This window comes from Sanguibacter sp. 25GB23B1 (assembly GCF_040012415.1).
Classification (GTDB): Bacteria; Actinomycetota; Actinomycetes; order Actinomycetales; family Cellulomonadaceae; genus Sanguibacter.
In genome coordinates this window covers 1-22,009 of record NZ_JBDYKL010000013.1, presented here as the reverse complement: position 1 = coordinate 22,009, position 22,009 = coordinate 1, and the positions used below count along the sequence as shown (strand labels likewise).

General features: G+C 71.2%; 20 protein-coding genes and 1 riboswitch. Of the genes, 6 read left to right on the top strand and 14 right to left on the bottom strand.

Annotation, left to right across the window (positions count from 1 at the left end):
* Positions 1-12: 12 nt before the first annotated feature.
* Together ABKW26_RS09290 and ABKW26_RS09285 are read right to left on the bottom strand one after the other, a co-directional pair.
* The gene (locus ABKW26_RS09290; protein WP_348592970.1) at positions 13-555 is read right to left on the bottom strand and encodes a hypothetical protein; all 543 of its coding nucleotides are present in this window, start codon (positions 553-555) and stop codon (positions 13-15) included.
* Positions 552-1,835: a serine/threonine-protein kinase gene (locus ABKW26_RS09285; protein WP_348592968.1), complete on the bottom strand. Its 1,284-nt coding sequence runs from the start codon at positions 1,833-1,835 to the stop codon at positions 552-554. Before ABKW26_RS09285 ends, ABKW26_RS09290 begins: the two co-directional genes overlap by 4 nt.
* A 156-nt stretch (positions 1,836-1,991) precedes the next feature.
* On the opposite strand from ABKW26_RS09285, the gene ABKW26_RS09280 reads away from it, so the two are divergent.
* From ABKW26_RS09280 to ABKW26_RS09270, 3 genes are read left to right on the top strand one after another with little or no spacing between them, the layout of a single operon-like run.
* A complete protein-coding gene (locus ABKW26_RS09280) occupies positions 1,992-2,738 on the top strand; it encodes a metalloregulator ArsR/SmtB family transcription factor (protein ID WP_348592966.1) in 747 nt (248 codons plus the stop codon).
* 52 nt (positions 2,739-2,790) lie between these two features.
* A complete protein-coding gene (locus ABKW26_RS09275) occupies positions 2,791-3,369 on the top strand; it encodes an NUDIX domain-containing protein (RefSeq protein WP_348592964.1) in 579 nt (192 codons plus the stop codon).
* Positions 3,366-4,190, top strand: a complete 825-nt coding sequence (locus ABKW26_RS09270) for an MBL fold metallo-hydrolase (RefSeq protein WP_348592962.1) — start codon at positions 3,366-3,368, stop codon at positions 4,188-4,190. The genes ABKW26_RS09275 and ABKW26_RS09270 overlap by 4 nt, the downstream gene beginning before the upstream one ends.
* A 34-nt stretch (positions 4,191-4,224) precedes the next feature.
* Here the strand turns inward: ABKW26_RS09270 and ABKW26_RS09265 are convergent, their stop codons facing one another.
* The 6 genes from ABKW26_RS09265 to ABKW26_RS09240 form a co-directional block, all read right to left on the bottom strand.
* Positions 4,225-4,872 (bottom strand): histidine phosphatase family protein, encoded by a 648-nt coding sequence (locus ABKW26_RS09265; protein WP_348592960.1) that lies wholly within the window; start codon positions 4,870-4,872, stop codon positions 4,225-4,227.
* 43 nt (positions 4,873-4,915) lie between these two features.
* Positions 4,916-5,449: a gluconokinase gene (locus ABKW26_RS09260; protein WP_348592958.1), complete on the bottom strand. Its 534-nt coding sequence runs from the start codon at positions 5,447-5,449 to the stop codon at positions 4,916-4,918.
* 22 nt (positions 5,450-5,471) lie between these two features.
* Positions 5,472-6,710, bottom strand: coding sequence for a D-mannonate dehydratase ManD (gene manD, locus ABKW26_RS09255; protein ID WP_348592956.1), 1,239 nt, complete (start codon positions 6,708-6,710; stop codon positions 5,472-5,474).
* A gap of 57 nt (positions 6,711-6,767) precedes the next feature.
* The gene (gene uidB / locus ABKW26_RS09250; protein WP_348592954.1) at positions 6,768-8,231 is read right to left on the bottom strand and encodes a glucuronide transporter; all 1,464 of its coding nucleotides are present in this window, start codon (positions 8,229-8,231) and stop codon (positions 6,768-6,770) included.
* A gap of 53 nt (positions 8,232-8,284) precedes the next feature.
* Positions 8,285-10,063, bottom strand: coding sequence for a beta-glucuronidase (uidA, locus tag ABKW26_RS09245; protein ID WP_348592952.1), 1,779 nt, complete (start codon positions 10,061-10,063; stop codon positions 8,285-8,287).
* Between the two features lie 243 nt (positions 10,064-10,306).
* The gene (locus tag ABKW26_RS09240; protein ID WP_348592950.1) at positions 10,307-11,377 is read right to left on the bottom strand and encodes a LacI family DNA-binding transcriptional regulator; all 1,071 of its coding nucleotides are present in this window, start codon (positions 11,375-11,377) and stop codon (positions 10,307-10,309) included.
* Between the two features lie 148 nt (positions 11,378-11,525).
* Here ABKW26_RS09240 and ABKW26_RS09235 point away from each other — a divergent pair, with 148 nt between their 5' ends.
* Entirely contained in the window at positions 11,526-12,197 is a 672-nt protein-coding gene (locus ABKW26_RS09235) for a PilZ domain-containing protein (protein ID WP_348592948.1), read from the top strand.
* A gap of 129 nt (positions 12,198-12,326) precedes the next feature.
* Here ABKW26_RS09235 and ABKW26_RS09230 read toward each other — a convergent pair whose 3' ends face one another.
* Positions 12,327-12,743, bottom strand: coding sequence for a VOC family protein (locus ABKW26_RS09230; RefSeq protein ID WP_348592946.1), 417 nt, complete (start codon positions 12,741-12,743; stop codon positions 12,327-12,329).
* A gap of 421 nt (positions 12,744-13,164) precedes the next feature.
* A riboswitch (cyclic di-AMP (ydaO/yuaA leader) is annotated at positions 13,165-13,343 on the top strand.
* Here ABKW26_RS09230 and ABKW26_RS09225 point away from each other — a divergent pair.
* Positions 13,342-14,133 (top strand): NlpC/P60 family protein, encoded by a 792-nt coding sequence (locus ABKW26_RS09225; protein WP_348592944.1) that lies wholly within the window; start codon positions 13,342-13,344, stop codon positions 14,131-14,133. Its footprint overlaps the riboswitch before it by 2 nt.
* A gap of 75 nt (positions 14,134-14,208) precedes the next feature.
* Here ABKW26_RS09225 and ABKW26_RS09220 read toward each other — a convergent pair whose 3' ends face one another.
* From ABKW26_RS09220 to hrpB, 3 genes are all read right to left on the bottom strand, one after another.
* Positions 14,209-15,999, bottom strand: a complete 1,791-nt coding sequence (locus ABKW26_RS09220; RefSeq protein ID WP_348592942.1) for an ABC transporter ATP-binding protein — start codon at positions 15,997-15,999, stop codon at positions 14,209-14,211.
* Between the two features lie 3 nt (positions 16,000-16,002).
* Positions 16,003-16,446 carry a low molecular weight phosphatase family protein gene (locus ABKW26_RS09215; protein WP_348592940.1) on the bottom strand — a complete coding sequence of 148 codons (444 nt, stop codon included), beginning with the start codon at positions 16,444-16,446 and terminating at the stop codon, positions 16,003-16,005.
* A gap of 274 nt (positions 16,447-16,720) precedes the next feature.
* Positions 16,721-19,195 (bottom strand): ATP-dependent helicase HrpB, encoded by a 2,475-nt coding sequence (hrpB, locus tag ABKW26_RS09210; protein WP_348592938.1) that lies wholly within the window; start codon positions 19,193-19,195, stop codon positions 16,721-16,723.
* A 76-nt stretch (positions 19,196-19,271) separates the two neighbouring features.
* On the opposite strand from hrpB, the gene ABKW26_RS09205 reads away from it, so the two are divergent.
* Positions 19,272-19,898 (top strand): phosphoribosyltransferase family protein, encoded by a 627-nt coding sequence (locus tag ABKW26_RS09205; protein ID WP_348592936.1) that lies wholly within the window; start codon positions 19,272-19,274, stop codon positions 19,896-19,898.
* A gap of 10 nt (positions 19,899-19,908) precedes the next feature.
* Here ABKW26_RS09205 and ABKW26_RS09200 read toward each other — a convergent pair whose 3' ends face one another.
* Positions 19,909-20,925: a zinc-binding dehydrogenase gene (locus ABKW26_RS09200; protein ID WP_348592933.1), complete on the bottom strand. Its 1,017-nt coding sequence runs from the start codon at positions 20,923-20,925 to the stop codon at positions 19,909-19,911.
* A 93-nt stretch (positions 20,926-21,018) separates the two neighbouring features.
* A complete protein-coding gene (locus tag ABKW26_RS09195) occupies positions 21,019-21,945 on the bottom strand; it encodes a metal ABC transporter substrate-binding protein (RefSeq protein WP_348592931.1) in 927 nt (308 codons plus the stop codon).
* Positions 21,946-22,009: the final 64 nt, after the last annotated feature.

Below are 22,009 nucleotides of genomic sequence, written 5' to 3'. Positions count from 1 at the left end.
CGGCAGCTGGTCCTAGTCGTCGCTCTTGCCCTTCCCCTTGTCCTTGCCCTTTCCCTTGTCGCCCGGCACGGCCGGCGGACCGGTCTCGGTCGCGGGTGGATCGACCTCCGGCGTGACGGGAACGACGGGCGGCTCCGTCGGCGTCTCGACCGGCGTCTCCTGGGGTTCCTGGTTCTCGACGGGCGTCTGGTTCTCCACCGGCGTCTGCGTCTCGTCCGGCTCCGCCGACGGATCGGAGGAGGCGGCGGTGAGCGCCTCGAGATCGGCTCGGACGACGTCGAGCGACAGCTGGATCCGAGCCGCACGGTCCGCCGTGACGTCGTCGCCCGCGATCGCGGCGTCGAGCTGCTGCTGGAGCCCGTCGAGAGAGGCGACGGCCGTCTCCAGCTGCCCGGTGCTCGCGGCCTGCGCGAGGTCGACGACGCTCGTGGTCATCGTGGCCGAGACCGACTCGTCGAGCGCCGGGCTCTCGGGGGAGCACCCGGCGACGAGGGTGAGCGCGCACGCGATGGTGAGCGCGGCGCGGGTAGCGACCGTGCGGCGGCCGCGCCTCATGGCGTCACGCTCTGCAGGAGGTCGTCGAGGTGCGTGCCGAGCGGTTCGTCGACCTCCGGGAGCGTCGGCGGGGCGTCGCCCCCACGGGCGGTGATGTTGACCAGGACGAGAGCCGCGACGAGGAGAGCGAGCGCGGAGAAGACGACCGCGAGCGTCCGGCGTCGGCTCCAGCCGTGTGTCGCCTGGGCGCGCGACCGCGGGGGCGACGACGGTGCTCGTCGGGGCGCGGGCGGCGGCGGTGTGGCTGCTGCCCCGCCGGAGGACGGCAGGACCGCCGGCAGCACGGCCGTGGCGTCCGTCGGCTGCGGCGCTGTGCCGCGCGCGGGCTCGGCCGCCGCCGAGCCTGCGTCGCCGGTGCCGTCGAGCTCGATCGCTCGCGCGGCGAGGGCGACGTCGAGCGCCGTGGGCCTCGCGTCGGGGACTCGTGTCGTCATGCGTGCGAGGAGGTCCCGCCAGGCTGGGGCGAGGGTATCGGGGATGCTCGGGTCGTTGAGGAGGCGTGCGGTGACGGACTCCATGAGGGTGCCGGGGAAGGAACGCTCGCCGGTGAGCGCCTCGAGCAGGACGAGGCCGAGCGAGTAGATGTCCGACGCGGGAGCGGGCGGGTGCCCCTGCGCCTGCTCGGGGCTGAGGTAGGCGGCGGTGCCGACGAGGCCGCCCGCGACGGTGAGACGGGTGGAGTCGATGAGGTAGGCGATCCCGAAGTCGGCGAGCTTGGTGGTGATCTCTCGGCCGGGGAGCAGGCACGGGCTGACGAGGATGTTCCCTGGCTTGATGTCGCGGTGCACCACACCGTGCTCGTGGACGACGTGGAGGGCTTCGGCGAGGTCGACGGCCATGCGGCACGCGTCGGCAGCGCCGAGGGGGCCGCTCGCCGACCGGTCGGCGAGCGTGGAGCCGTCGACGAGCTCCATGACGAGGTAGGTGCGTTCGACGCCCTGGATGTCGTCGACGCCCGCGTCGTAGAGCGTCACGAGGGCGGGGTGGTTGAGGGACGCGAGCAGCTCGACCTCGGTCCGTTCGCGCTTGACGGCAGACGGGTCGTCGGCGACGGGCGCGATGATCTTCAGGGCGACGGGGCGCCCGAGGGTCTCGTCCCGTGCCCGGTAGACCGCGGCCATCCCGCCGGTCCCGAGGACGCTCTCGATGCGGTAGCGGCCCGCGACGACGTGCCCGTCCAGTGCGGACGGCAGCGGGGCGGGTCGTCGTGGAGCTGTCGTCGGGGTCGCCGGAGTCGCGGCCACGGTGGGCGCACCACCGCTCGTGGGACTCGTGCTCATCGCCAGCTCCTTCGGTACCTGTCGATGCTACGGGCGCTCGGGCGAGCCCGCCGGGCGGACGTCCGGCTTCGACCGGTTGCACCGGATCGGCACCTTCGAGGCGTCCGTCGCGCGCGCCGTTGACACGTGACCAATCAGTCACATAATGTAGCCGTCATGGACGCGGTGTTCAGAGCCCTCGCCGACCCCACCCGCCGAGCGCTGCTCGACGAGCTCTTCCGCGAGGACGGCCAGACCCTCGGCGCCCTCGAGGAACGCTTCGACATGTCCCGCTTCGGCGTCATGAAGCACCTCAAGGTCCTCGAGGAGGCCGGCCTCGTCGTCACCCGGCGGCGCGGTCGCGAGAAGCTCCACCACCTCAACCCCGTGCCCATCCGGCTCGTCCACGACCGGTGGGTGAGCAAGTACGCCGAGCCCTGGGCAGCGACGCTCAGCGGGCTCAAGAGCCATCTGGAGAGCACCATGGAACGTGTCTTCGAGATCTACATCCGCACGACCCCGGAGCGACTCTGGGACGCCATCACGAACCCCGACATCCGGCGGAGGTACAACTTCGGCGCCGGCGTCGAGTCGGACTGGACCCCGGGATCGTCCTTCACCATGGGCGCTGGGGACATGCTCCTCGGCGAAGGGGTCAACATCGAGGTGGACCCACCGCGTCGCCTCGTCCAGCGCGCGACGATGCTCTTCGACGAGGCCGCCGCCGCCGAAGGCGCCACTCGCATCACGTGGGACATCGAGCAGGTCGAGGACTCGTGCCGGCTGACGGTCACGCACGACGAGATGCGCGAGGGCGCTCCCGAGCAGCTCTACGGCGGCTGGCCGATGATCCTCTCCGGGCTCAAGACCTGGCTCGAGACCGGCGAGCTCCTCACGACACCCGGATCGCTCATGTACACCTGAGATCGGCCCCTCGGCACGTCGCTCCGGAACGTCGTTGTGGCACAGTGCTGGGATGCAGCCGAGCCCACCGCCCGCACACGTCGACAGCGCGTCCGCGACGCTCGCCGCCTTCGCACCGCACAGCCCGCAGGCGACCGCGGCGAAGGACCACGCGAGCGCGTACCTGGCGCGGCACGGGTCGGCGGCTCTCGGTCGCGGGCTGCCCGAGCACATCACGGCGAGCACGCTCGTGCTCGATCCCGTGGGAGAGCAGACGCTCCTGTGCTTCCACCGCAAGGGCGGATTCTGGGTCCAGCCCGGGGGCCACGTCGACCCGACCGATCCTGACCTGCTCGCAGGCGCGCTCCGGGAGCTGCGCGAGGAGACGGGGCTGGCGCAGCTCCTCGTCCAGAGCTCGGCACCGGTCGACATCGACCGTCACCGGCTCGGCGACGGCTTCGGTGCGTGCGCCTGGCACATCGACGTGGGTTTCGTCGTCGTGGCACGACCCGCAGACCCTCTCGTGGTGAGCCACGAGAGCACTGAGGTTGCCTGGTGGCCCGTCGACGCGCTGCCGCCCGGCTGCGTCCCGGGACTCGCCCAGAGGCTCGAGCGTCCCCGGGATCTCGTCCGGTCGGGAGCGTCCGGGTGAGCGGGTGGTCCGAGGTCGCCGACGGTGTGCTCCAACGCCGGTACGAGCCGCTCGACGTCTCCGTCTGCCTCGTCGTCGGGGCGGACGAGCTCCTGCTCGTCGACACGCGCTGCAACCCTCGGGAAGGCGCAGAGATCAGGCGCGACGTCGTGGAGGTGAGCCCCCTGCCGCTCCGGCACGTCGTCAACACCCACGCGCACTACGACCACACGTTCGGCAACCAGGCCTTCGCCACGACCGCCCGGATCTACGGGCACCACCGCATCCCGGCCCACTTCGAGGAGCACGAGGGTCCGCGCCTCGACGCCTGGCGCGCAGACCCTGCCGCTCAGCCGCACCACGCATGGCACGACGTCGAGCTCGTCGCCCCGCAGGTCCTCGTCCACGACCCGGTGACGGTCGACCTCGGCGGACGGGCCGTGCACCTGCTCCCCCTCGGCCCCGGGCACACCGACACCGATCTCGTCGTCCACGTCCCCGACGCCTCGACGTGGATCGTCGGCGACGTCGTCGAGGAGTCAGGTCCGCCCATGTACGGATCGGGGAGCCACCCGTTCGGGTGGCCCGGGGTCCTCGACGACCTGGCGGCCCGCATCGGCCCCACGGACGTCGTCGTCCCCGGTCACGGAGCGGTCGTCGACCGCGCATTCGTCCTCGCGCAGGCGGCCACGCTCGGTGCCGTCGCGACCGGTCTCCGCGACGGCATCCTCGCCGGTACGGCGCACGACGAGATCGTCCGGCTGCTCTGCGTGACGACCGGCTACCCGCCCGAGATCATCGGCCCTGCCGTGACGCGCGGCGCGTGCCAGCTCGGGCGGTAGGCGACGACCGAGCCTCTCCCGCCGAGCCCCCGGGTCAGTCGAACGGTCGACCGGCCGGGCCGCTCGTGGACTGTGGGACGGGGACGACCGCGGACTCCCAGCGGTCCGCGACCCACTCACCGTGCGTGTCACGCTCGAGCGTAACGATCCCCGTGTTCGCCAACCGGTGCCTGAGGATGAAGTCGGCGTCGATGTTGCTCACCTGCGCCGCGCACCACACACGGATGATCGCGCCGTGGCTGACGATCGCAGCGTGCTCGGCCCCGGACGCGACGACCTCCTCGACGACAGCGTCGAAGCGGCCGAGGGTCGTGGCCCGCGTCTCGCCTCCGGGGAGCACCGGGCTCGGGTCTCCGTGACCCCACGCGGCGAGGATCGCGAGGTACTGCCCGACCGCGTCCTCGTCGGATCGCATCTCGAGCTCTCCGGCAGACACCTCACGCAGCCCGTCACGGACGTGGAGCTCGATCCCACGCTCGTGGGCGAGCGCCGCCGCGGTCATCTGCGCGCGGAGCTGGGACGACGCGACGACCCGGTCGAAGGGGACGTCGGCCAGCGCGAGCGCGAGAGCAGCCGCCTGCTGCTCGCCCACCTCGTCGAGCGGCGGGCCAGGGACGCTCGTGTCGATCGCGCCGATGACGTTCGAGGCCGTGCGGCCGTGACGGACGAGGTGCAGTCTCATGGGTTCCTTCGGGTCGGCAGGACGTGCAGCGGACAGGACCGCGTCACACCGTCGGCGGTCGGGGGATCCTCGTGACCGCCGCGGCGATGATCGTCGGGACGTCGGCGGCGATGTCGATGACGATCCCCGGCTCGTCCGGGCCGAGCGGCTCGAGGGTCTTGAGCTGGGAGTCCAGGAGCGCCGGCGGCATGAAGTGGTCGCTGCGTCCCTCGAGCCGGGAGGTGAGCACCTCCTTGGTGCCGTCGAGGTGGACGAAGAGGGTCCCCGGGGCCTCCGCGAGGATCGCGTCGCGGTAGACGCGCCGCAACGCCGAGCACGCGACGACCGTGCCCCTCCCCGCCTCGGCGAGGACGCGTCCGACGACCGCGAGCCATGGCCACCTGTCCTCGTCCGTGAGCGGCGTCCCGGCGGCCATCTTCTCGATGTTGGCCACGGGGTGCAGCCCGTCCGCATCGACGAACGGGACGCCGAGGGCGTTGGCGATGAGCACGCCGATCGTCGACTTGCCAGAGCCCGAGACCCCCATGACGACGATCCTGGGAGCGTCGGCGGCCGACGCGTCAGTGGGAGAAGACATCAGGTTCAGGACCCCGTTCCGGTCACCAGTCGTGGACAGTCCCGTCGGCGAGACGGTTGTAGGGCAAGTATGCCTTCACGTACGGGTACTTCCCGGCTGCATCCACGTCGAGCTCGACGCCGAGCCCGGGGTTCTCCCCCGGGTGCAGCAGACCTGCGTCCCACGTGAACGACTGCTGGAACACCTCGTTCGTCCTCGCGCCGTGCTGCATGTACTCCTGGATGCCGAAGTTGTGGATCGCCAGTCCGAGGTGCATCGCGGCCGCCATACCGACCGGCGAGATGTCGGTGGGCCCGTGCATGCCGGACTTCACCTGATGCTGCGCAGCGAAGTCGAGGATCTTCCTGAGGTGCGAGATGCCGCCCGTGTGCGTGACGGCGCTGCGCACGTAGTCGATGAGCTGCTCGCGGATGATCTGCTGGTAGTCGTAGACGGTGTTGAAGATCTCGCCGATCGCCAGCGGCGTGGTGGTGTGCTGACGGACGAGGCGAAGCGCCTCCTGGTTCTCCGCCGGGGTGCAGTCCTCGAGCCAGAAGAGGTCGTAGGGCTCGAGGGACCTGCCGAGCTTGGCGGCCTGGATCGGCGTCATGCGGTGGTGCCCGTCGTGCAGCAGCGGGATCTCGGGTCCGAACTCGTGGCGCACCGCCTCGAAGACCGTCGGGATGTGCCGCAGGTAGGAGCGGGTGTCCCAGTCCTCCTCGACAGGCAGCGCCCCGCGCTGGGCGGGCTCGTGGTCGTACCGCACGCCCTCGTTCCCCTGCAGCCCGACGTTCGAGGCGATGCCGTAGATGGCGCGCAGTCCGGGGACCCCGCTCTGCACGCGGATGGCCTGGTAGCCCTGCTCCTGGTGGGAGCGGATCGAGTCGAAGAGCTCCGGCAGGCTCTTGCCCGACGCGTGCCCGTAGGCCATGAGGCCGGTCCGTGAGGCGCCCCCGAGCAGCTGGTAGAGCGGCATGCCCGCCGCCTTGGCCTTGATGTCCCAGAGCGCGACGTCGACCGCCGCGATGGCCGCCATCGTCACCGGACCGCGACGCCAGTACGCGCTGCGGTAGAGGAACTGCCACGTGTCCTCGATCCGCGACGCGTCGCGCCCGAGGAGCAGCGGCACCACGTGCTCGGAGAGATAGGCGACGACCGCCATCTCCCGCCCGTTGAGGGTCGCGTCACCGAGCCCGGTGATGCCGTCGTCGGTGGTCAGCTTGAGCGTCACGAAGTTGCGGTCGGGGCTCGTGACGATGACCTCGGCCTTGTCGATGATCATGCGGTGTTCTCCTCGGGTTCTGGGTGGTGGTCGTGACAGGTGGTCTGGAGCTGGTGGTCAAGAGCTGGACGAGGTGCCGGACGACGAGGGAGACCCGCTACCGTCCTCCGCCGCTGCTCGGCGAGCCGCGATCTCGGCGGTGATCTCCGCGTGACGGACATCGGTGAGCGGGTACCGGGTCATGACGACGACAGCGAGGACCGCGAAGACCGCCGGGATGAGCCCGGCGCCTGCCCGGATGCCCGTCATCGCGCTCTCGGACTGGACGGACGCCTCGGCGGTGTACCCGCCCCACGCGAGGGCGTACGCGGCGAGCGCGCCGCCGACGGCCTGTCCGGTCTTGCGGGTGAACGAGAAGAGCGCGTACGTGATGCCCTCGGCGCGGACGCCGGTGTTCAGCTCGCCGTACTCGACGGTGTCGGCCTCGAGCGCCCAGACGAGCATGTTCACGAGCATGAGGCCGACCATCGCGATGACGAGGCCGGCGAAACCGACCGCGACCATGGATCCGGGGGTGACGAAGACGATCGTCCCGCCGACGGCCATGAACCCTGCCGCCACCATGTAGGCGTTCTTCTTGCCGAAGGTCCGCACGATGCGCGGCACCTGGGTGGCCAGGGCGAAGGTCATGATGATCTGGACGATCGACAGGACCGGGTAGAGCGCGATCGATCCCAGGACGTCACGCAGGTAGTACAGCTGCATCGTGTTCATCGCGAGCATGCCCGTGAGGAAGAGGAACGAGCTGAGGCACAGGAGCATGAGCGGTCGGTTTCCCTTGAGGGTGTCGATCGTCTGCCGGGCGGAGATGCGCGGGATGTCGCGCTGCACGCGCTCCTTCGCGGTGAGGACCGTGAAGAGGTACAGGCCCGTCCCGACGACGACGAAGCTCAGCGTCATGACGGTGAACATCGTCTGGAGGTCCGCACCCGGCACGATCATCGGGGCGATGAAGATCCCGAGGAACGCGCCGACGAGCATGGCGCCGATGGTGCGTGCGCTGGCGAGCTTGGCCCGCTCCCCCGAGTCCTGGGTCATCGCGCCCGCGAGCGACCCGAACGGGATGTTCACGAGGCTGTACGCGAGACCGAGCGCCGCGTAGGTGAGGTAGGCGTAGAGAAGCATCCCGGTCTCGCCGATCTGCGGGACCGTGAACGTCGCCACGCTCAGGAGCAGCAGCGGGATCGAGCCGAACATGATGAAGGGACGGAACTTGCCGAAGCGCTTCGAGTACGTGCGGTCGACGAGGCGTCCGGCGAAGACGTCCGCGAACGCGTCGAAGATCCGCACGACGAGCAGCAGGGTGCCGGCCGCCGCGGCGGAGATGCCCGCCACGTCCGTGTAGTAGACGAGGAGGAACATCGTCGCCGTGGTGAACGCGAGGTTGTTCGCGGCGTCTCCGGCGCCGTAGCCGACGATGCTGATCCGGCTGAGCGTGTCTGGGGCGCCGGAAGCCTCCGCGCCCTGCGCGGCGGGGGACGTCGGGGTGCTGATGGTCGTGGTCTTGGTGAGGACTGACATGAGGGCTCCTTTGCCCGTCGGCCGCGGCGTGCGCGACGCTGTGTCGGATCGAGCTACTTGTCGAGGGAGGTCCAGCGCGCACGGAGCGCGTGGGCGGCGGCCTTGGGCTTGCGGTCGCGGGTGAAGACGCCCTTCTTGTTGCCGTCGACGCGGAACACGCCGTGGGACGTCTGGAAGTCGGCGAAGTTCCAGACCTGCTCGCCGACGAACGCCTCGACCCGGTCGAAGACGCGGTGGTTCATCGCGAGGTACGCACTCTGGTACTCCTCGGTCCAGGGCTGGTCGTAGACCGAGTGCAGACCAGCCTGGGTGTCTGCGCCGTACTCGGTCATGATGATCGGCTTGGCATACTTTTCTTGCCATCCGCGGAGCTCGGCCTCGAGGTGGACCTCGGCGCTCGCGAGGTCACCCGTGTCCGCGTACCAGCCGTAGTACCGGTTGAGGCACAGGACGTCGAAGAGGTCCGAGACGAGGTCGTTCTCGAAGGTCGCGAACATGACGTTGACGAACGCCACCGGCCGCGTCGGGTCGAGCTCCCGCGTGAGCGTCACCAGCGGTTCGAAGTACTCGCGCGCCCCCTGCTCGCTCGAGTCCGGCTCGTTGGCGATCGACCACAGGACGACGCACGGGTGGTTCTTGTCGCGGGCGACGAGCTCGCGGATCGCCTGGGCGTGGGCCGCCTGCGTGGCATCGTTCGTCGTCTCGGGAGAGAAGGTCGGCTTCTTCACGCCGCCGAAGATGCCGCCGGCCATCGCCATGTTCAGCCCCACGGCCGCAGTCTCGTCGATGACGACGATGCCGTGCCGGTCGGCGAACTCCATGACCTCCTCGGCGTAGGGGTAGTGCGACGTGCGGAAGGAGTTGGCGCCGATCCAGTCCATGAGCTGGAAGTCGTGGACGAGATAGGCGTTGTCGTGGCCCTTGCCGCGTACCGCGCTGTCCTCGTGCTTGCCGAAGCCCGTGAAGTAGAAGGGCTCGCCGTTGATGAGGAACTCCATGCCTCGGACCTCGACGGTGCGCACGCCGACCGGCAGGACGTACTCGTCCACACGCTCCCCGTCGGCCCCCAGGACCTCGACGACGAGGTCGTAGAGGTACGCGGCACCCGGTTGCCACAAGGTCACGCCAGAGATGCGGACAGAGCCCTGGTGTCCCTCCCCGGAACCGACGACCGTCCCGACCGCGTCCCGCACCGAGACACGCACGTCGGCGGACCCGCCGACCGTCTCGACGGCGAAGCCGACGATGCCGTCCGCGCCGTCGACGTCGGTCGTCACCGTCACGTCGTCGACCCGCACCCTCGGCGCGCTGTACAACCAGACGGAGCGCGCCAGGCCGGCGTAGTTGTAGAAGTCGTGCAGGTAGCGTTGCTTGCGCCTGCCGTCCGCCGTGACCTCGATCGACCCGGGCGGGATGGTCTCGTTGGTGAGGACGTTGTTCACGGCGATCGTCAGCCGCAGCACCTCCCCCGGCGTCACGAGCTCGGTGACGTCAGCCTCGAAGGGCGTGTAGCCGCCCACGTGCTCGGCGACGAGCGTGTCCCCGACGTAGACCCGACCCTCGTGGGTCGCTGCGTCGACACGGACGAAGACCCGCTCCCCCGCCCAGCCGCGCGGGACGCGGACCTCGCGCTGATAGCGGACCCAGCCCACGTGGTCCCGGATCGCGCTGTCGGCGAACAGGTCGTTGTAGCTGGCCGGGACGGGGGCCTCGAGGGGGCCCTCGACGAGCGACGACCAGCGCACCGCCGACTCGTCCGGCTCGACGGCGAACCGCCACAGGCCGTCGAGGTTGACGAGCTCGCGGGTGGGGGACGACTGAGGCTTGAGCATGGGAGACCTTCCTGTGCCGCTGCGGCGGCTGCGCTTCGTTGCGATGACCTGACCTGCCGACCGGCGGCGGGTGCGGACGCGTCCTTGCGTGGCCTCAGTCCATCATTGATTGACGCTTCTGGCAAGCGGTTGCCATCTTGCCGCTGCAGAAGGCGTGAAGATGCTGGTCGCAGCACCGCGTCGGCGACACGGTCACATCGCGCAGGCCGTCCGGCGCACGTGCCGGACGCCGATCGACAGTCCTCAGCGAGCGCCCGGCGCCGCCGTCGAGCCCCGGACGACGAGCTCGGTACGCAGGTCGCGGGACGGCGCCCCGACACCCTCGCCCCCCGGAGCACCGACTGCACCGAGGAGCAGACGCACGGCCTGCTCCCCCGCGTCCTCGAGGGGCGATCGCACGGTCGTCAGCGGTGGTGTGGTGAAGTCGCTGCCGAAGATGTCGTCGAAACCGACGATGCTCAGCTGCCCCGGCAGCACGACGCCGTTGCGGGTCGCCTCCCGCAGGAGTCCGATCGCCATGAGGTCGTTGAACGCGACGACGGCCGTCGCACCGGACAGCCGGACACGCGCGAAGGCCGCCACCCCCGCGTCGAGCGTGGGGCGGTTCGGGCCGATCTCGGCGAGCGACATGCCACGCGCGCGGACGCTCGCGCTGAGGACGTCCCAGCGACGTCGGCTCATCCAGGACGTGGATGGACCGGACACATACACGATCGAGCGGTGCCCGAGGTCGTAGAGGTGCCGGACGGTCTCCTCGACACCCACGGCGACGTCGGGCACCACACCCTCGACCCCGTCGACCTCACGGTTGAGCACGACCACGGGCTTGCGGCTCGCCAGCTCCCGGATCTGGGAGTCGTCGAGGCGCGTCGTCGAGAGGAGGAGCCCGTCGACCGACGGGAGGACGCGCCGTGCGGCCGTCGCCTCGAGGTCTCCGGACTCCTGCGACTCCGCGACGACGAGCGTGTACCCGGCAGCCGCCGCAGCCCGCTCGGCACCACGGACGATCCCGAAGAGGACCGGGTTGGTGATGTCAGCGACGAGCAGGGCGAGGGTGTTGGTCCGGCCGGTGGGCAGCGCACGCGCGATGGGGTTGACGTGGTACTTGAGCTCCTTGGCCGCCGCGTGGATCCGCTGCTCCGTCTTGACGTTGATCCGCCCCGGTTGGCTCAGCGCGCGGGAGACCGTCGACGGGTTGACACCCGCGAGCTCGGCGATGTCGTAGATCGTCGGTGCGCCGCGTCCCGAGCGGGCGCGACGCCGGGGTGGCGTGGGGGCCTGCTCGCTCGCACCCTCGACGTCCTTGTCGCTCACCACTGCAACCTCCTCGGTGCTCGTGCCGCTCGTCCTGGGCCACCCCGGACGACATCTGTCGTCGTCATCACACAGCGGCACCTCAAGTCTGGCCCCTGACGGCCGATGTGTGAGCCATGAGCATGCCCTCGAACTCTCGGGCCGCGCGATGACGCGCGCGACACTCCCCACAGCCGGCGAGCCGATCGAGGTCTCCACGTCGGACGAGCGGTCCTACACGACGTGGGTGGACCAGTGCGACGGCCGCTACATGCGGGTGTTCGCACCGCACGACCTCCTCGTGGTGGACCTGCCCGGTCCAGGATCGGTCGTCGTCGTCCGGTGGCACAGCCCACGCGGCCGTCATCACGTCGAGGCGGTGTTCCTCGAGCGCCGCGGTGACGGCGGTCTGCAGTGGATCCTCGAGGTCGAGGGCGACCTGCGCATCACCCAGGACCGGCAGTTCGTCCGGGGAGCCGGCGGCGAGCCGATCACGCTGGTACGACTCGACCCGGAGCCCGTCGAGGACCCCGAGGACGACACGCCCGCGCGACCGCCGGCCGAGGTCGCCACGGGCGTCGTGGTCGACCTCAGCGAGCGGGGTGTCAGGGCCCGCTTCGAGGTCCTCGACCTCGAGGCAGAGGACCTCGTGACCGTGGATCTCACGCTCGACGACACGACGCTGAGCATCATCGGGAGCGTGCTGCGACTCTTCCCCGGCGCTCGAGGGGTCCCGCCCGAGGTCGTCGTGGTGTTCGACACGGAGGAGGCGACGGCGACGAGGCTCCGCCGCTACGTCCTGCAGTCCCAGCTGAGGGCCCGCCAGGCCGCAGCCGACTGACGCTCGGGTGGGACGTGTCTTCACAGTCCCATCGCAGCACCCGGTCACGGTGCCGTCAACCGGTTGCCACCGCGGTGTCGACACCACAGGCCTCCGGGTCGAGGCGACGACGACGCCGTGCGCGCACGATCAGCTCGGGGAACCGGCGATGTTCACCATCCAGAACACACCGAACTTGTCCGTGCACATCCCGAAGGAGTCTCCCCACGGCGCCTGGGCGAGGGGCTCTGCCACCACACCGCCGTCGGAGAGCTTCTCCCAGTACCCGGTGAGCTCGGCCGTGTCGTCCCCGCTGAGCGAGACCGAGACGCTGCCGCCGGGCGTGTAGTCCATCGAGCTCGGGGTGTCGGACGCCATGAGCACGAATCCGTTGGGCGCCTCGAGCTGTGCGTGCATGACCTTCTCCGCCTCGGCCGGGTCGTCGCTCGCCCCGAGCTCGGCGAAGGTGCTCACCGTGAGCTCCCCACCGAAGACGGACCTGTAGAACTCCATGGCCGCACGGGCCGTGTCACGAAAACCGAGGTAGGGGTTGAGCCGTGTAGCCATGGTGAGACCACCTTCGTCGTCGGTCGAGCAGGGAGCGCCGCGCCGTGGAGACCGGCACCATTCGGACATCTCACGCTAGCAGCGACCGACGACACCGCACGGAGGGCACACACGACGAGCGCTCGCACGGCGCACCGGCACGAGCAGCCGCGAGCGGAGTCGCTATGACGTCCGTCACGATCGTTCCGAGCCGTGCCGAGCGGGAGGCCGCACCCTCGCCGCCCGTCCGCGAGCCGGCAGCGGGATGACCTGCACGCACGCCACGGATCCAGCACCTGGACCGTGACCCGGACGCGACAGGGACGACGAGCGCGTCCGAGTCCGCCACGCGGGCCGTGATCGTCCCGTGACATACCGCCGGAATCTCATGTACCTTCGACATGCTCCACCCGGCAACCGCCTCGGGAGCGCTCGAGCAGAACGTCTAGCCCTGCCACTGCTCGAGGTGATCTAGGAATCATGGCAGGGACGGGGGACCCAGGAGTGGGCGCTGCTCGCAGCGTCCTTGGGGTGAAGCCGCGCGGACTCGATCCGACGGCCGGGTGTTGTTCTCCTACCCGAACCCGACAGCTAACCTCGCAGGCGTCTTGGAGAGAACATGACCCTTCGTACCGATGGCCCGCGCCACCGCGCAGCGCGCCGCAGCATCACCCCCCTAGCAGCGCTGTCCACCGGCGCCACGGGCAACGCAGCCGCCCTCGGCCGCCGCACTGCCATCGTCGCCGCATCCTCCGGGCTCCTCGTCTCCCTCATGGGTGCCGCACCCGCGTCCGCCGCGCCGGCATCTGCTGATGCTGCACTGAGCACGTTCGACGTCGACACCCTCACGGCCCAGGCCAGCGCCGCGCTCGTCACCGCTCCTGCGGTGACCGTCGCCGCCGACGCGTCCTGGACCGTCGAGCAGACCTCGATCACCGTGACGCCGGCTCCCGAGCCGGAGCCCGAACCCGAGCCGGAGCCCGTCCGCGCCTCGACGACCACCACGTCGCGGTCCGCCGAGCGCACCGCGGTCACCGAGACGGCAGCACCTGCCGCAGCGGCGATCCCCGCCTCGGCCAACGGCAGCGCGATCATCGACGCCGCCAGCCGCTACGTCGGCGTCCCGTACGTCTACGGCGGCACCACACCGTCCGGTTTCGACTGCTCCGGCTTCACGTCGTACGTGTTCGCTCAGGTCGGCATCTCCCTGCCCCGCACCTCGGGTGCACAGCAGGCCGCCGGCACAGTCGTGTCCCGCGCCGACGCCCAGCCCGGCGACCTCATCTTCTCCCCGGGGCACATCGGCATCTACGCCGGCGGCAACACCCAGATCGACGCACCGCGTCCGGGCAAGACCATCCAGTTCCGCGACATCTGGCAGTCCAACCCCACGTTCATCCGCGTCGGCTGACACCCGAGCGCTCAGCACCACCGAGTCACCGACGGCCCGGCCCGCACCAGCGGACCGGGCCGTCGTCGTCTCCGCTCAGGCGCGGATGTCGAACATCTTCAGGCGGGCGCGGTCACGCGACGTCGACGACGCCTGGAGAGCGAGCAGCTCGGCGTAGATGCCGTCCGTGCCGGCCAGCTCCTCGGGTGGTCCGATCTCGTCCACACGGCCGTCCTTGAGCGTGATGATGCGGTCCACGGACGAGATCGTCGAGAGCCGGTGCGCGATGATGATCGTCGTCCGGTCGGCCATGAGCCGCTCGAGCCCCTCTTGGACGAGGCGCTCGGACTTCGAGTCGAGCGAGCTCGTGGCCTCGTCGAGCACGAGCACCGGCGCCCCCTTGAGGATCGCTCGCGCGACGGCGATCCGCTGCTTCTGCCCGCCCGAGAGCTTGATGCCCCGTTCGCCGATCTGGGCGTCGTAGCCCTCCGGGAAGCGCGAGACGAACTCGTGCGCGTTCGCAGACCGTGCTGCGGCCTCGACCTCCTCGTCCGACGCACCGGGGTCGGCGTACGCGATGTTCTCGCGGATCGTCCCGGAGAAGAGCGCAGGGTCCTGGAACACCACCCCGATGTCCGCGCGCAGGTCCTCGAGCGACGTCGTCGCGATGTCGACGCCCCCCACCCGGATGGTCCCGGAGTCCGGACGGTAGAGCCGCAGCAGCATGCTCACGAGGGTGGTCTTCCCGCCGCCGCTCTCTCCGACGACAGCGATCCGCTCTCCCGGAGCGATGGAGAACGTCACGTCACGCAGGACGTCTTCGGTGCCCTCGTACGAGAACGTGACGTTGTCGAGGTCGACACCCACGGGGCGCGCCGGGCCGTCGTGCGTACGCGACGGGTCCGGGAGCTCGTCGCGCTCGGGCTGCTCCGCCATGACCGCGAAGTAGTCGCGGCTGCCGGCGATCGCACGCTGCGCGGAGTCGACGAGATAGCTCATGGAGAACACCGGCTGGCGCGCCATGCTCACGAGCTGCACGAGCAGGACCATGACGGCGATCGTGAAGTCACCCCGCAGCGTTCCCACGAAGATCAGCGCGAAGACCGCGAAGAAGATGACGTTGAGCGCCGCTCGTCGCGAGGTGTCCATCGCGTGCCAGTACCGCGACTGCACCCGGGTGGTCCGCACGGTACGGCCGTAGCGCTCCTCGAAGGTCGTCAGCTCGCGGCGCTCCTGGACGAAGCTCTTCACCACACGGACCTGGCCGATGACCTCGGCGAAGCGTCCGCCGGCGATGTCGAGCTCGGTGTTCTTCTCCGACTCGAGCGCCTGCCAGCGCACGCTCGTGATGGTCGTCAACCACGTGAAGACGGGATAGATGACCGCGAGCAGCAGTGCGAGGGCCCAGGAGTGGAAGGCCGTGATCGCGAGGATCGCCACCACGGTCAGGAGCATCGGGAAGAACATGTTCGCGAACATGTTGAGGAAGTTCGTCGTCTCGGTGATCGAGCGTGTGAGGCGGTTGATCACCGTCCCCGTGAGCTCGCCGTCGAAGTAGCGCTGCGGGAGCCGGAGGAGGTGGGCGAAGTACCGCGCAGCCAGGGTGGCTCGGAGCCTGGCCGCCATCGTGTCGCCCAGGTAGCCCCCGATGTTCGACAGGAGCGTGTTCGCAAGCTCGGCGGCGAGCAGGGCCGCTGCGAACCAGATGACGCGGGAGACCCCCGACTCACCGCCCTGGTTCGCCTCGACGACGTACCCGGTCGCCGCGCTCACGACGAACGGTGTGAGGAGGCCGGTCGCGGCGACTCCGACGGAAGCCACGACGATGCCGACGTAGTACGGCCAGAGCTCGCGGGCGACACCGAGGATGCGGACCAGGGTGCGCACGCGTCAGGCGCCCGGCTGCGACCCGGTGGCGTCGCCCGACGTCAGCCGTGGGAGGAGCTGCTGGGCGCGGGTCGCGATGTCGTCGCGGACGAGGCGCATCCGTTCCATCCCCTCGATCCCCCGCTCCGAGGGCTCGTCGGTGTCCCACATCTCGACGGGCGTCCCGTCGACCGAGACGACCTCGGCCTCGCGACCGAGCACGACGACGAGGTCGGCCGCCGCGACGAGGGACGGCTCGAGGGCACGCGGGCGCTCGTCGCGGATGTCGATGCCGACCTCGAGGAGCGCGTCGACGGACTGGGCGTTGAGCGCCGTGCCCGGGCGGGTGCCGGCGGACGAGACGTCGACGGCGTCTCCTGCGACGGCACGCAGGAGACCGGCAGCCATCTGGGACTTCCCGCCGTTCTTGACACAGACGAACAGGACGCGCGGGCGGTGAGTGGTCATGCAGGCATCCTCGCCCGCTGTATAGAGCCGTGTCAATACAGCCGGGCCGGGTGTCCGCGTCCCGGCGACGACCGTCTTGCTCAGTCCCAGAACGGGTGTGTGAGCTCCTCGTCGATCTCGATCGGGTCGGTTGCAGCAGGAGCGCTCGCGCGCGTGATATCCATCTCTCTACCGTCGTCGACAGTCGTCGCGGCCGTCTAGGACTTGTGACCCATGAACCGCGTCGTCGCACGTCAGAGGCGTAGGACCAGCAGGGTGAGATCTGTCGGGCCCGTCAGCCGTGCGGCTTCTCGGGCCAGGCGTGCTTGGGGTACCGGCGACGCAGCTCCGCCCTGACCTGGGTGTAGCCGGTCGCCCAGAAGGACTCGAGGTCTGCGGTGACCGCGACCGGGCGTCGGGCGGGCGAGAGGAGGTGGAGCACCACCGGCACCCGCCCGTCCGCGAGAGACGGTGTCCTGCGCCAGCCGAACGCCTCCTGCACCGTGACGGCCACCACCGGGTGGTCTCCGGAGTAGTCGACGACCGGACGCGCACCTCCCGGCAGGAGCACGCGCTCGGGCGCGAGCTCGCCGAGCCGGCTCGCCTCCGGCCACGGGAGGAGACGCCGGAGCGCACCGACGAGGTCGATGCGCGCGAGGTCGCCGGCCGACCGCACCCGTGCGAGGTCGGGAGCGAGCCAGTCGTCCAGCACGTCGAGGAGGGCGTCGTCGGCCACGTCCGGCCACGGGGCGCCGAGGGCGCCGTGAAGGAACGCGAGCCGCCGCCGGAGCGCACGCGCCGGTTCGCACCACGGCAGTGCCGCGAGCCCGTCCTGGCTCAGTCCCTCGCGGACCGCCGCGACGACCCGCTCCGGGGGAGGTCGGAGAACCCGTTCGGACGACAGCTCGATCGCTCCGAGCCGCGTCGTCCGGCGAGCGACGACGCGACCGTCCTGCCAGCGGACGTCCTCGTCCTCGCGGAGCGTGGACCCGGCGGCCTCGAGAGCGAGGTCCTCGTCGATCGGCGCAGCAGAGCGGATGAGTGCGTCACGACGTCCTGGCTGACGGTCGGCGTCGGCCACCGCCAGCCAGTCGTACCCGCTCAACGGTGATCCCGGCGGGAGCGCGGCACCCGTCCCTGAGACGAGGAGGTAGGTGCTGCCGCCCGGTCGGCGGCGGGCGACGCGGTCGGGGTGCGCCAGCGCGACGACGAGCCCTGTCGCGAGATCGTCGGAGAGCCGGCGGGACGTCGTCGCGCCGCGTGGTGCTGCACGCTCCAGCCGCGCCACCTGCGAGCGCCAGGCGTGGCCGCCGTGCCGGTCGTGGCGCAGGGCGCGCAGGTCGGCGACGAGGTCGCCGCTGGATCGGGCGTCGTCGGAGAGCAGGGCGACGATCTCGGCTGCGCGGCGGGTCCCGACAGCGTCTGCGCCGTCGAGGAGTGCGCGTGCGAGGCGTGGGTCGACCCCGACGCGGGCGACGAGCCGTCCGCGCCGTGTCGCCCGGCCGTCGGGATCGATCGCGCCCAGCCCGAGGAGTGTCGTGCGGGCGACCGCCATGGCGGCTGCGGGTGGTGCGTCCATGAGGGCGAGGTCGGCACCGTCGGGGCTGCCCCAGCAGGCGAGCTCGAGGGCGAACGCGGTGAGGTCGGCCGTGAGGATCTCGGGGGCGGGGTGGGCGTTGAGGGTGGCGTGCTCGTCCTGCGACCAGCAGCGGTAGACGGCGCCCGGCCCTTCGCGGCCGGCTCGCCCTGCCCGTTGCCTGGCCGCGGCACGGCTCACGCGGACGGTGACGAGGCCGGCGAGGCCCCGTCGGTGGTCGGCGCGGGGTTCTCGGGACAGCCCGGCGTCGACGACGACGCGGACACCGGGGACGGTGAGCGACGACTCGGCCACCGCGGTCGAGACGACGACGCGTCGGCGTGGCCCTGCGGCGAGCGCGAGATCCTGCTCGCGTGGCGGGAGCCGCCCGTGCAGGGGGCGGATGTCGGCGGTCGTCCCGACGTCCGCGAGCCGGCGGGCGACCGCACCGACCTCGCCCGCTCCGGGGAGGAAGACGAGGACGTCGCCGCTGTGCTCGTCGAGCGCCCGGCGGACGGTGGCTGCGACGTGGTCGAGGAAGCCGGGTGTGACGCCGCGCTCGTCGAGCCGGGGTGCACGGGCGGGGGGCGGTGACCAGATCTCGCGGACGGGGAAGAGCGCGCCGTCGACCTGGACGCGTGGTGCGCTCTCGGCGCCCCCGAGGAGGTCGGCGGTGCGTGCGGCCTCGACGGTCGCCGACATCGCGACGACGGCGAGGTCGGGGCGAAGGTTCGCGCGGACGTCGACGAGCAGGGCGAGTGCAAGGTCGGCGTCGAGCTGGCGCTCGTGGCACTCGTCGAGGACGACGGCGCTCACCCCGGGGAGCTCGGGGTCACGCTGCAGGCGGCGCAGGAGGATGCCGGTGGTGACGAACTCGACCCTCGTGGCGTCGCTCGTCGTCGACTCGCCCCGGACGGTGCAGCCGACTGTCGTGCCGAGCGGTTCGCCGAGGAGGTCGGCGAGGCGCCGGGCGGCTGCTCGTGCGGCGATCCGCCGCGGTTGCGTGACGATGATGCGTCCGGGGAGCGCGCGGGCGAGCGCGGGTGGGACGAGGGTGGTCTTCCCGGACCCGGGCGGTGCCTGGACGACGGCGACACCGCGCTCACCGAGCACGTGGACGAGCTCGGTGAGCCCTGTGCGCACAGGGAGGTCGGGCGGCGATGCGAGCAGCGCGTCGATCGGGTCGGGGTCCACTGGAGCATTGTGCCCCGGGCGGGGACGAGCGAGCATGGAGGGAGCTGGGAGGGAGCACGAAGGAGGTCGGGCGGCGATGCGACTCTTCGAGGACCGTGCGGACGCGGGGCGGCGGCTGGCCGGCCTGCTGGAGCACCTGCGGTCCGCCGACGTCGTGGTGCTCGGGCTGCCACGAGGTGGGGTCCCGGTCGCTGCGGAGGTCGCGCGCGCTCTGCGTGCGCCGCTGGACGTCGTGGTCGTCCGCAAGCTCGGCGTCCCCGACCAGCCCGAGCTGGCGATGGGTGCGGTCGGAGAGGGAGACGTCGTGGTGCTCGACGCGCGCACCGTGGCGCGGGCCGGGGTGTCGCCGGAGCAGGCGGCGGCCGTCGAGCGTCGTGAGCGCGTCGCGCTCGCCGTCCGTGCGGAACGGCTGCGCGCTCACCGGCCCGGCGTCTCGCTCGCCGGGCGCACGGTGGTCGTGGTCGACGACGGGATCGCCACGGGTGCGACGGTCCGCGTGGCGTGCCGCGTCGCCCGCCGGCTCGGGGCGGCACGCGTGGTCGTGGCGGTGCCGCTCGCACCGCCCGAGATCGACGCGCAGGCGCTCGGGTGCGACGAGCTCGTGTGTGCTGCGACCCCGTCGCCGTTCGTGGCCGTGGGCCACCACTACGAGGACTTCTTCCCGACGAGCGACGACGAGGTGGTCCGGCTCCTCGGCGGCTGACGTCCTCGCGTCACGGCACGAGGACGATGCGGATCGGGCTGCCGGTGCGCTGCGTGAGCATCTCGACGGCTCGGTCTGCCTCGGCGAGCGGCACCCGCACGCTCACGGAGCGAGAGAGCTCGAGCCGGCCGAGCCGGGCGAACGCGACGAGCTGGTCGACGTGCCGTGGCTCCGAGCCGTAGTGCCCCCGGAGCTGTCGGCGGTTGTACGAGAAGGATGTGCTGTTCTCGATCGTCACGGGCTGACCGCTGAGACCGACGAGGACGAGCCTGCCGTCGGTGCCGAGGGAGTTGATCGCCTGCTTGCGTACGGCGTCGACGCCGGCGAAGTCGAAGGCGACGTCGAGCCGGCGTCCCTCCGTGGCGTCGTTCATCGCCTCGACGAACCCGGGGTCCGACGGGTCGAGCGCGAGGTCTGCGCCGAGCGCCAGCGCTCGCTCGCGAGCCTGCGGGAGTGGGTCGATCGCGATGATCGGGGCGGCACCGACGAGGCGGAGGAGCTGGACGCCGTGCGCTCCGAGCCCGCCGACGCCCCATACGCCTACGGACTCCCCCGCCCGCACCTGACCCGTCCGTTCGATCGCGGCCCAGGGGGTCGAGACGGCGTCGGGGATGATCGCCGCCTGGTCGAACGGCAGGGAGTCGGGGATCGGCACCATGAGCTCCGCGGGGGCCACGAGGTACTCGGCCCAGCCGCCGTCGTAGTCCACGCCCATGGTGTGGACCGCGGAGCCGACGACCTTGCCTGCCTGGACGATGACGCGCGCGCCGACGGCGACCCCGGTGACCCCGCCGCCGAGCGTCTCGACCGTGCCGGCGACCTCGTGGCCGAGCGTGACCTCGTCGCCGTCGAGGAGCGCCGGCCGCAGGAGGCCGTCGATGAGGTGGATGTCCGAGAGGCAGACGCCGGCCGCTCCGACCGCGACGCGCACCTCGCCCGGTCTCGGCACCGGGACCGGGATCCGCTGCACCGTGAGCTCCCGGGTGCGCACGTCCAGTCGTGCGGCCAGCATCGTCGGAGCAGCCATGCTCGTCTCCCGCATCCTCGTCGTCGAGTGGTGTCGGCAGGAGACCCGGAGGTCGGCAGGCCTGCGCTCTGACGATTGTTGCGCACTCGAGCCTCAGCGGCAGGTCAGGCCGCTCTCGAGGGCGACGAGGTTCGACTCCATGACCTCGAGGTAGTCGCCGCGCTCGGCGCTGTGGCTCTCGAGTGGGTCGAGCACGTCGGTCCGGACGCCGAGGTCGTCGGCGAGGGTCTGCGTGACCTTCGGGCTGACGAGGACCTCGAAGAACAGCGTCGAGACGTCGTCGGCGACGACGACCTCGCGCACCTGCCGCAACCGGGCAGGTGACGGCTCCGCCTCGGGATCGATCCCGGAGATGCCGACCTGCACGAGCCCGTAGCGCTCGGCCAGGTAACCGAACGCCGCGTGCGACGTGACGAGCGTGGCACCCTCGCAGTCCGCGAGCGACTCGGTGTACCGGGTGTCGAGGGCCGTGAGCTCGGCATCGAGGGCGTCCGCACGCTCCGTGTAGTCGGCGGCGTTCTCCGGGTCGATGGTCCCGAGCTCGTCGGCGACCTCGTGGGCGACCGCAGCCAGCCGGGTCGGGTCGAGCCAGAAGTGGGGGTCGAGGGCGTCGCTCGCCGGTTCCGACGGCGCGGCCCCGTCCGCGCCGGTGAGACCCGCGGCCGCGGCCACGTCGACGAGATGCTCGGGAGACTGGGCAGCGACCGCGTCATCGGTCGCCGGCTGGAAGCCCGAGAGGTAGACGACGAGGTCGGCCTCTCCGACGCTGCGCACCGCGCTCGGCGAGAGCTCGAGGTCGTGGGGCTCCGCAGCGGGCGGGGTGAGGCTCGAGACCGTGACGTCGGTGCCACCGACCCGCTCCGCGACGAACTGGAGCGGGTAGAAGGACGCGAGAACCTCGAGCGCACCGTCGTCGGCGTCGTCGCCCACGGCTGAGCAGCCGACGAGCGGGGCGGCGAGGGCGAGCGCGCAGACGCTCGAGGCCGCCCAGGCGGTGCGGGAGGTCGGTGGGAAGCGCATGGAGGTCCTGACGATCGGTGCGTGTGGCGGGGCTGTCGGGCGGCTAGCAGGGGGTGGGCAAGGG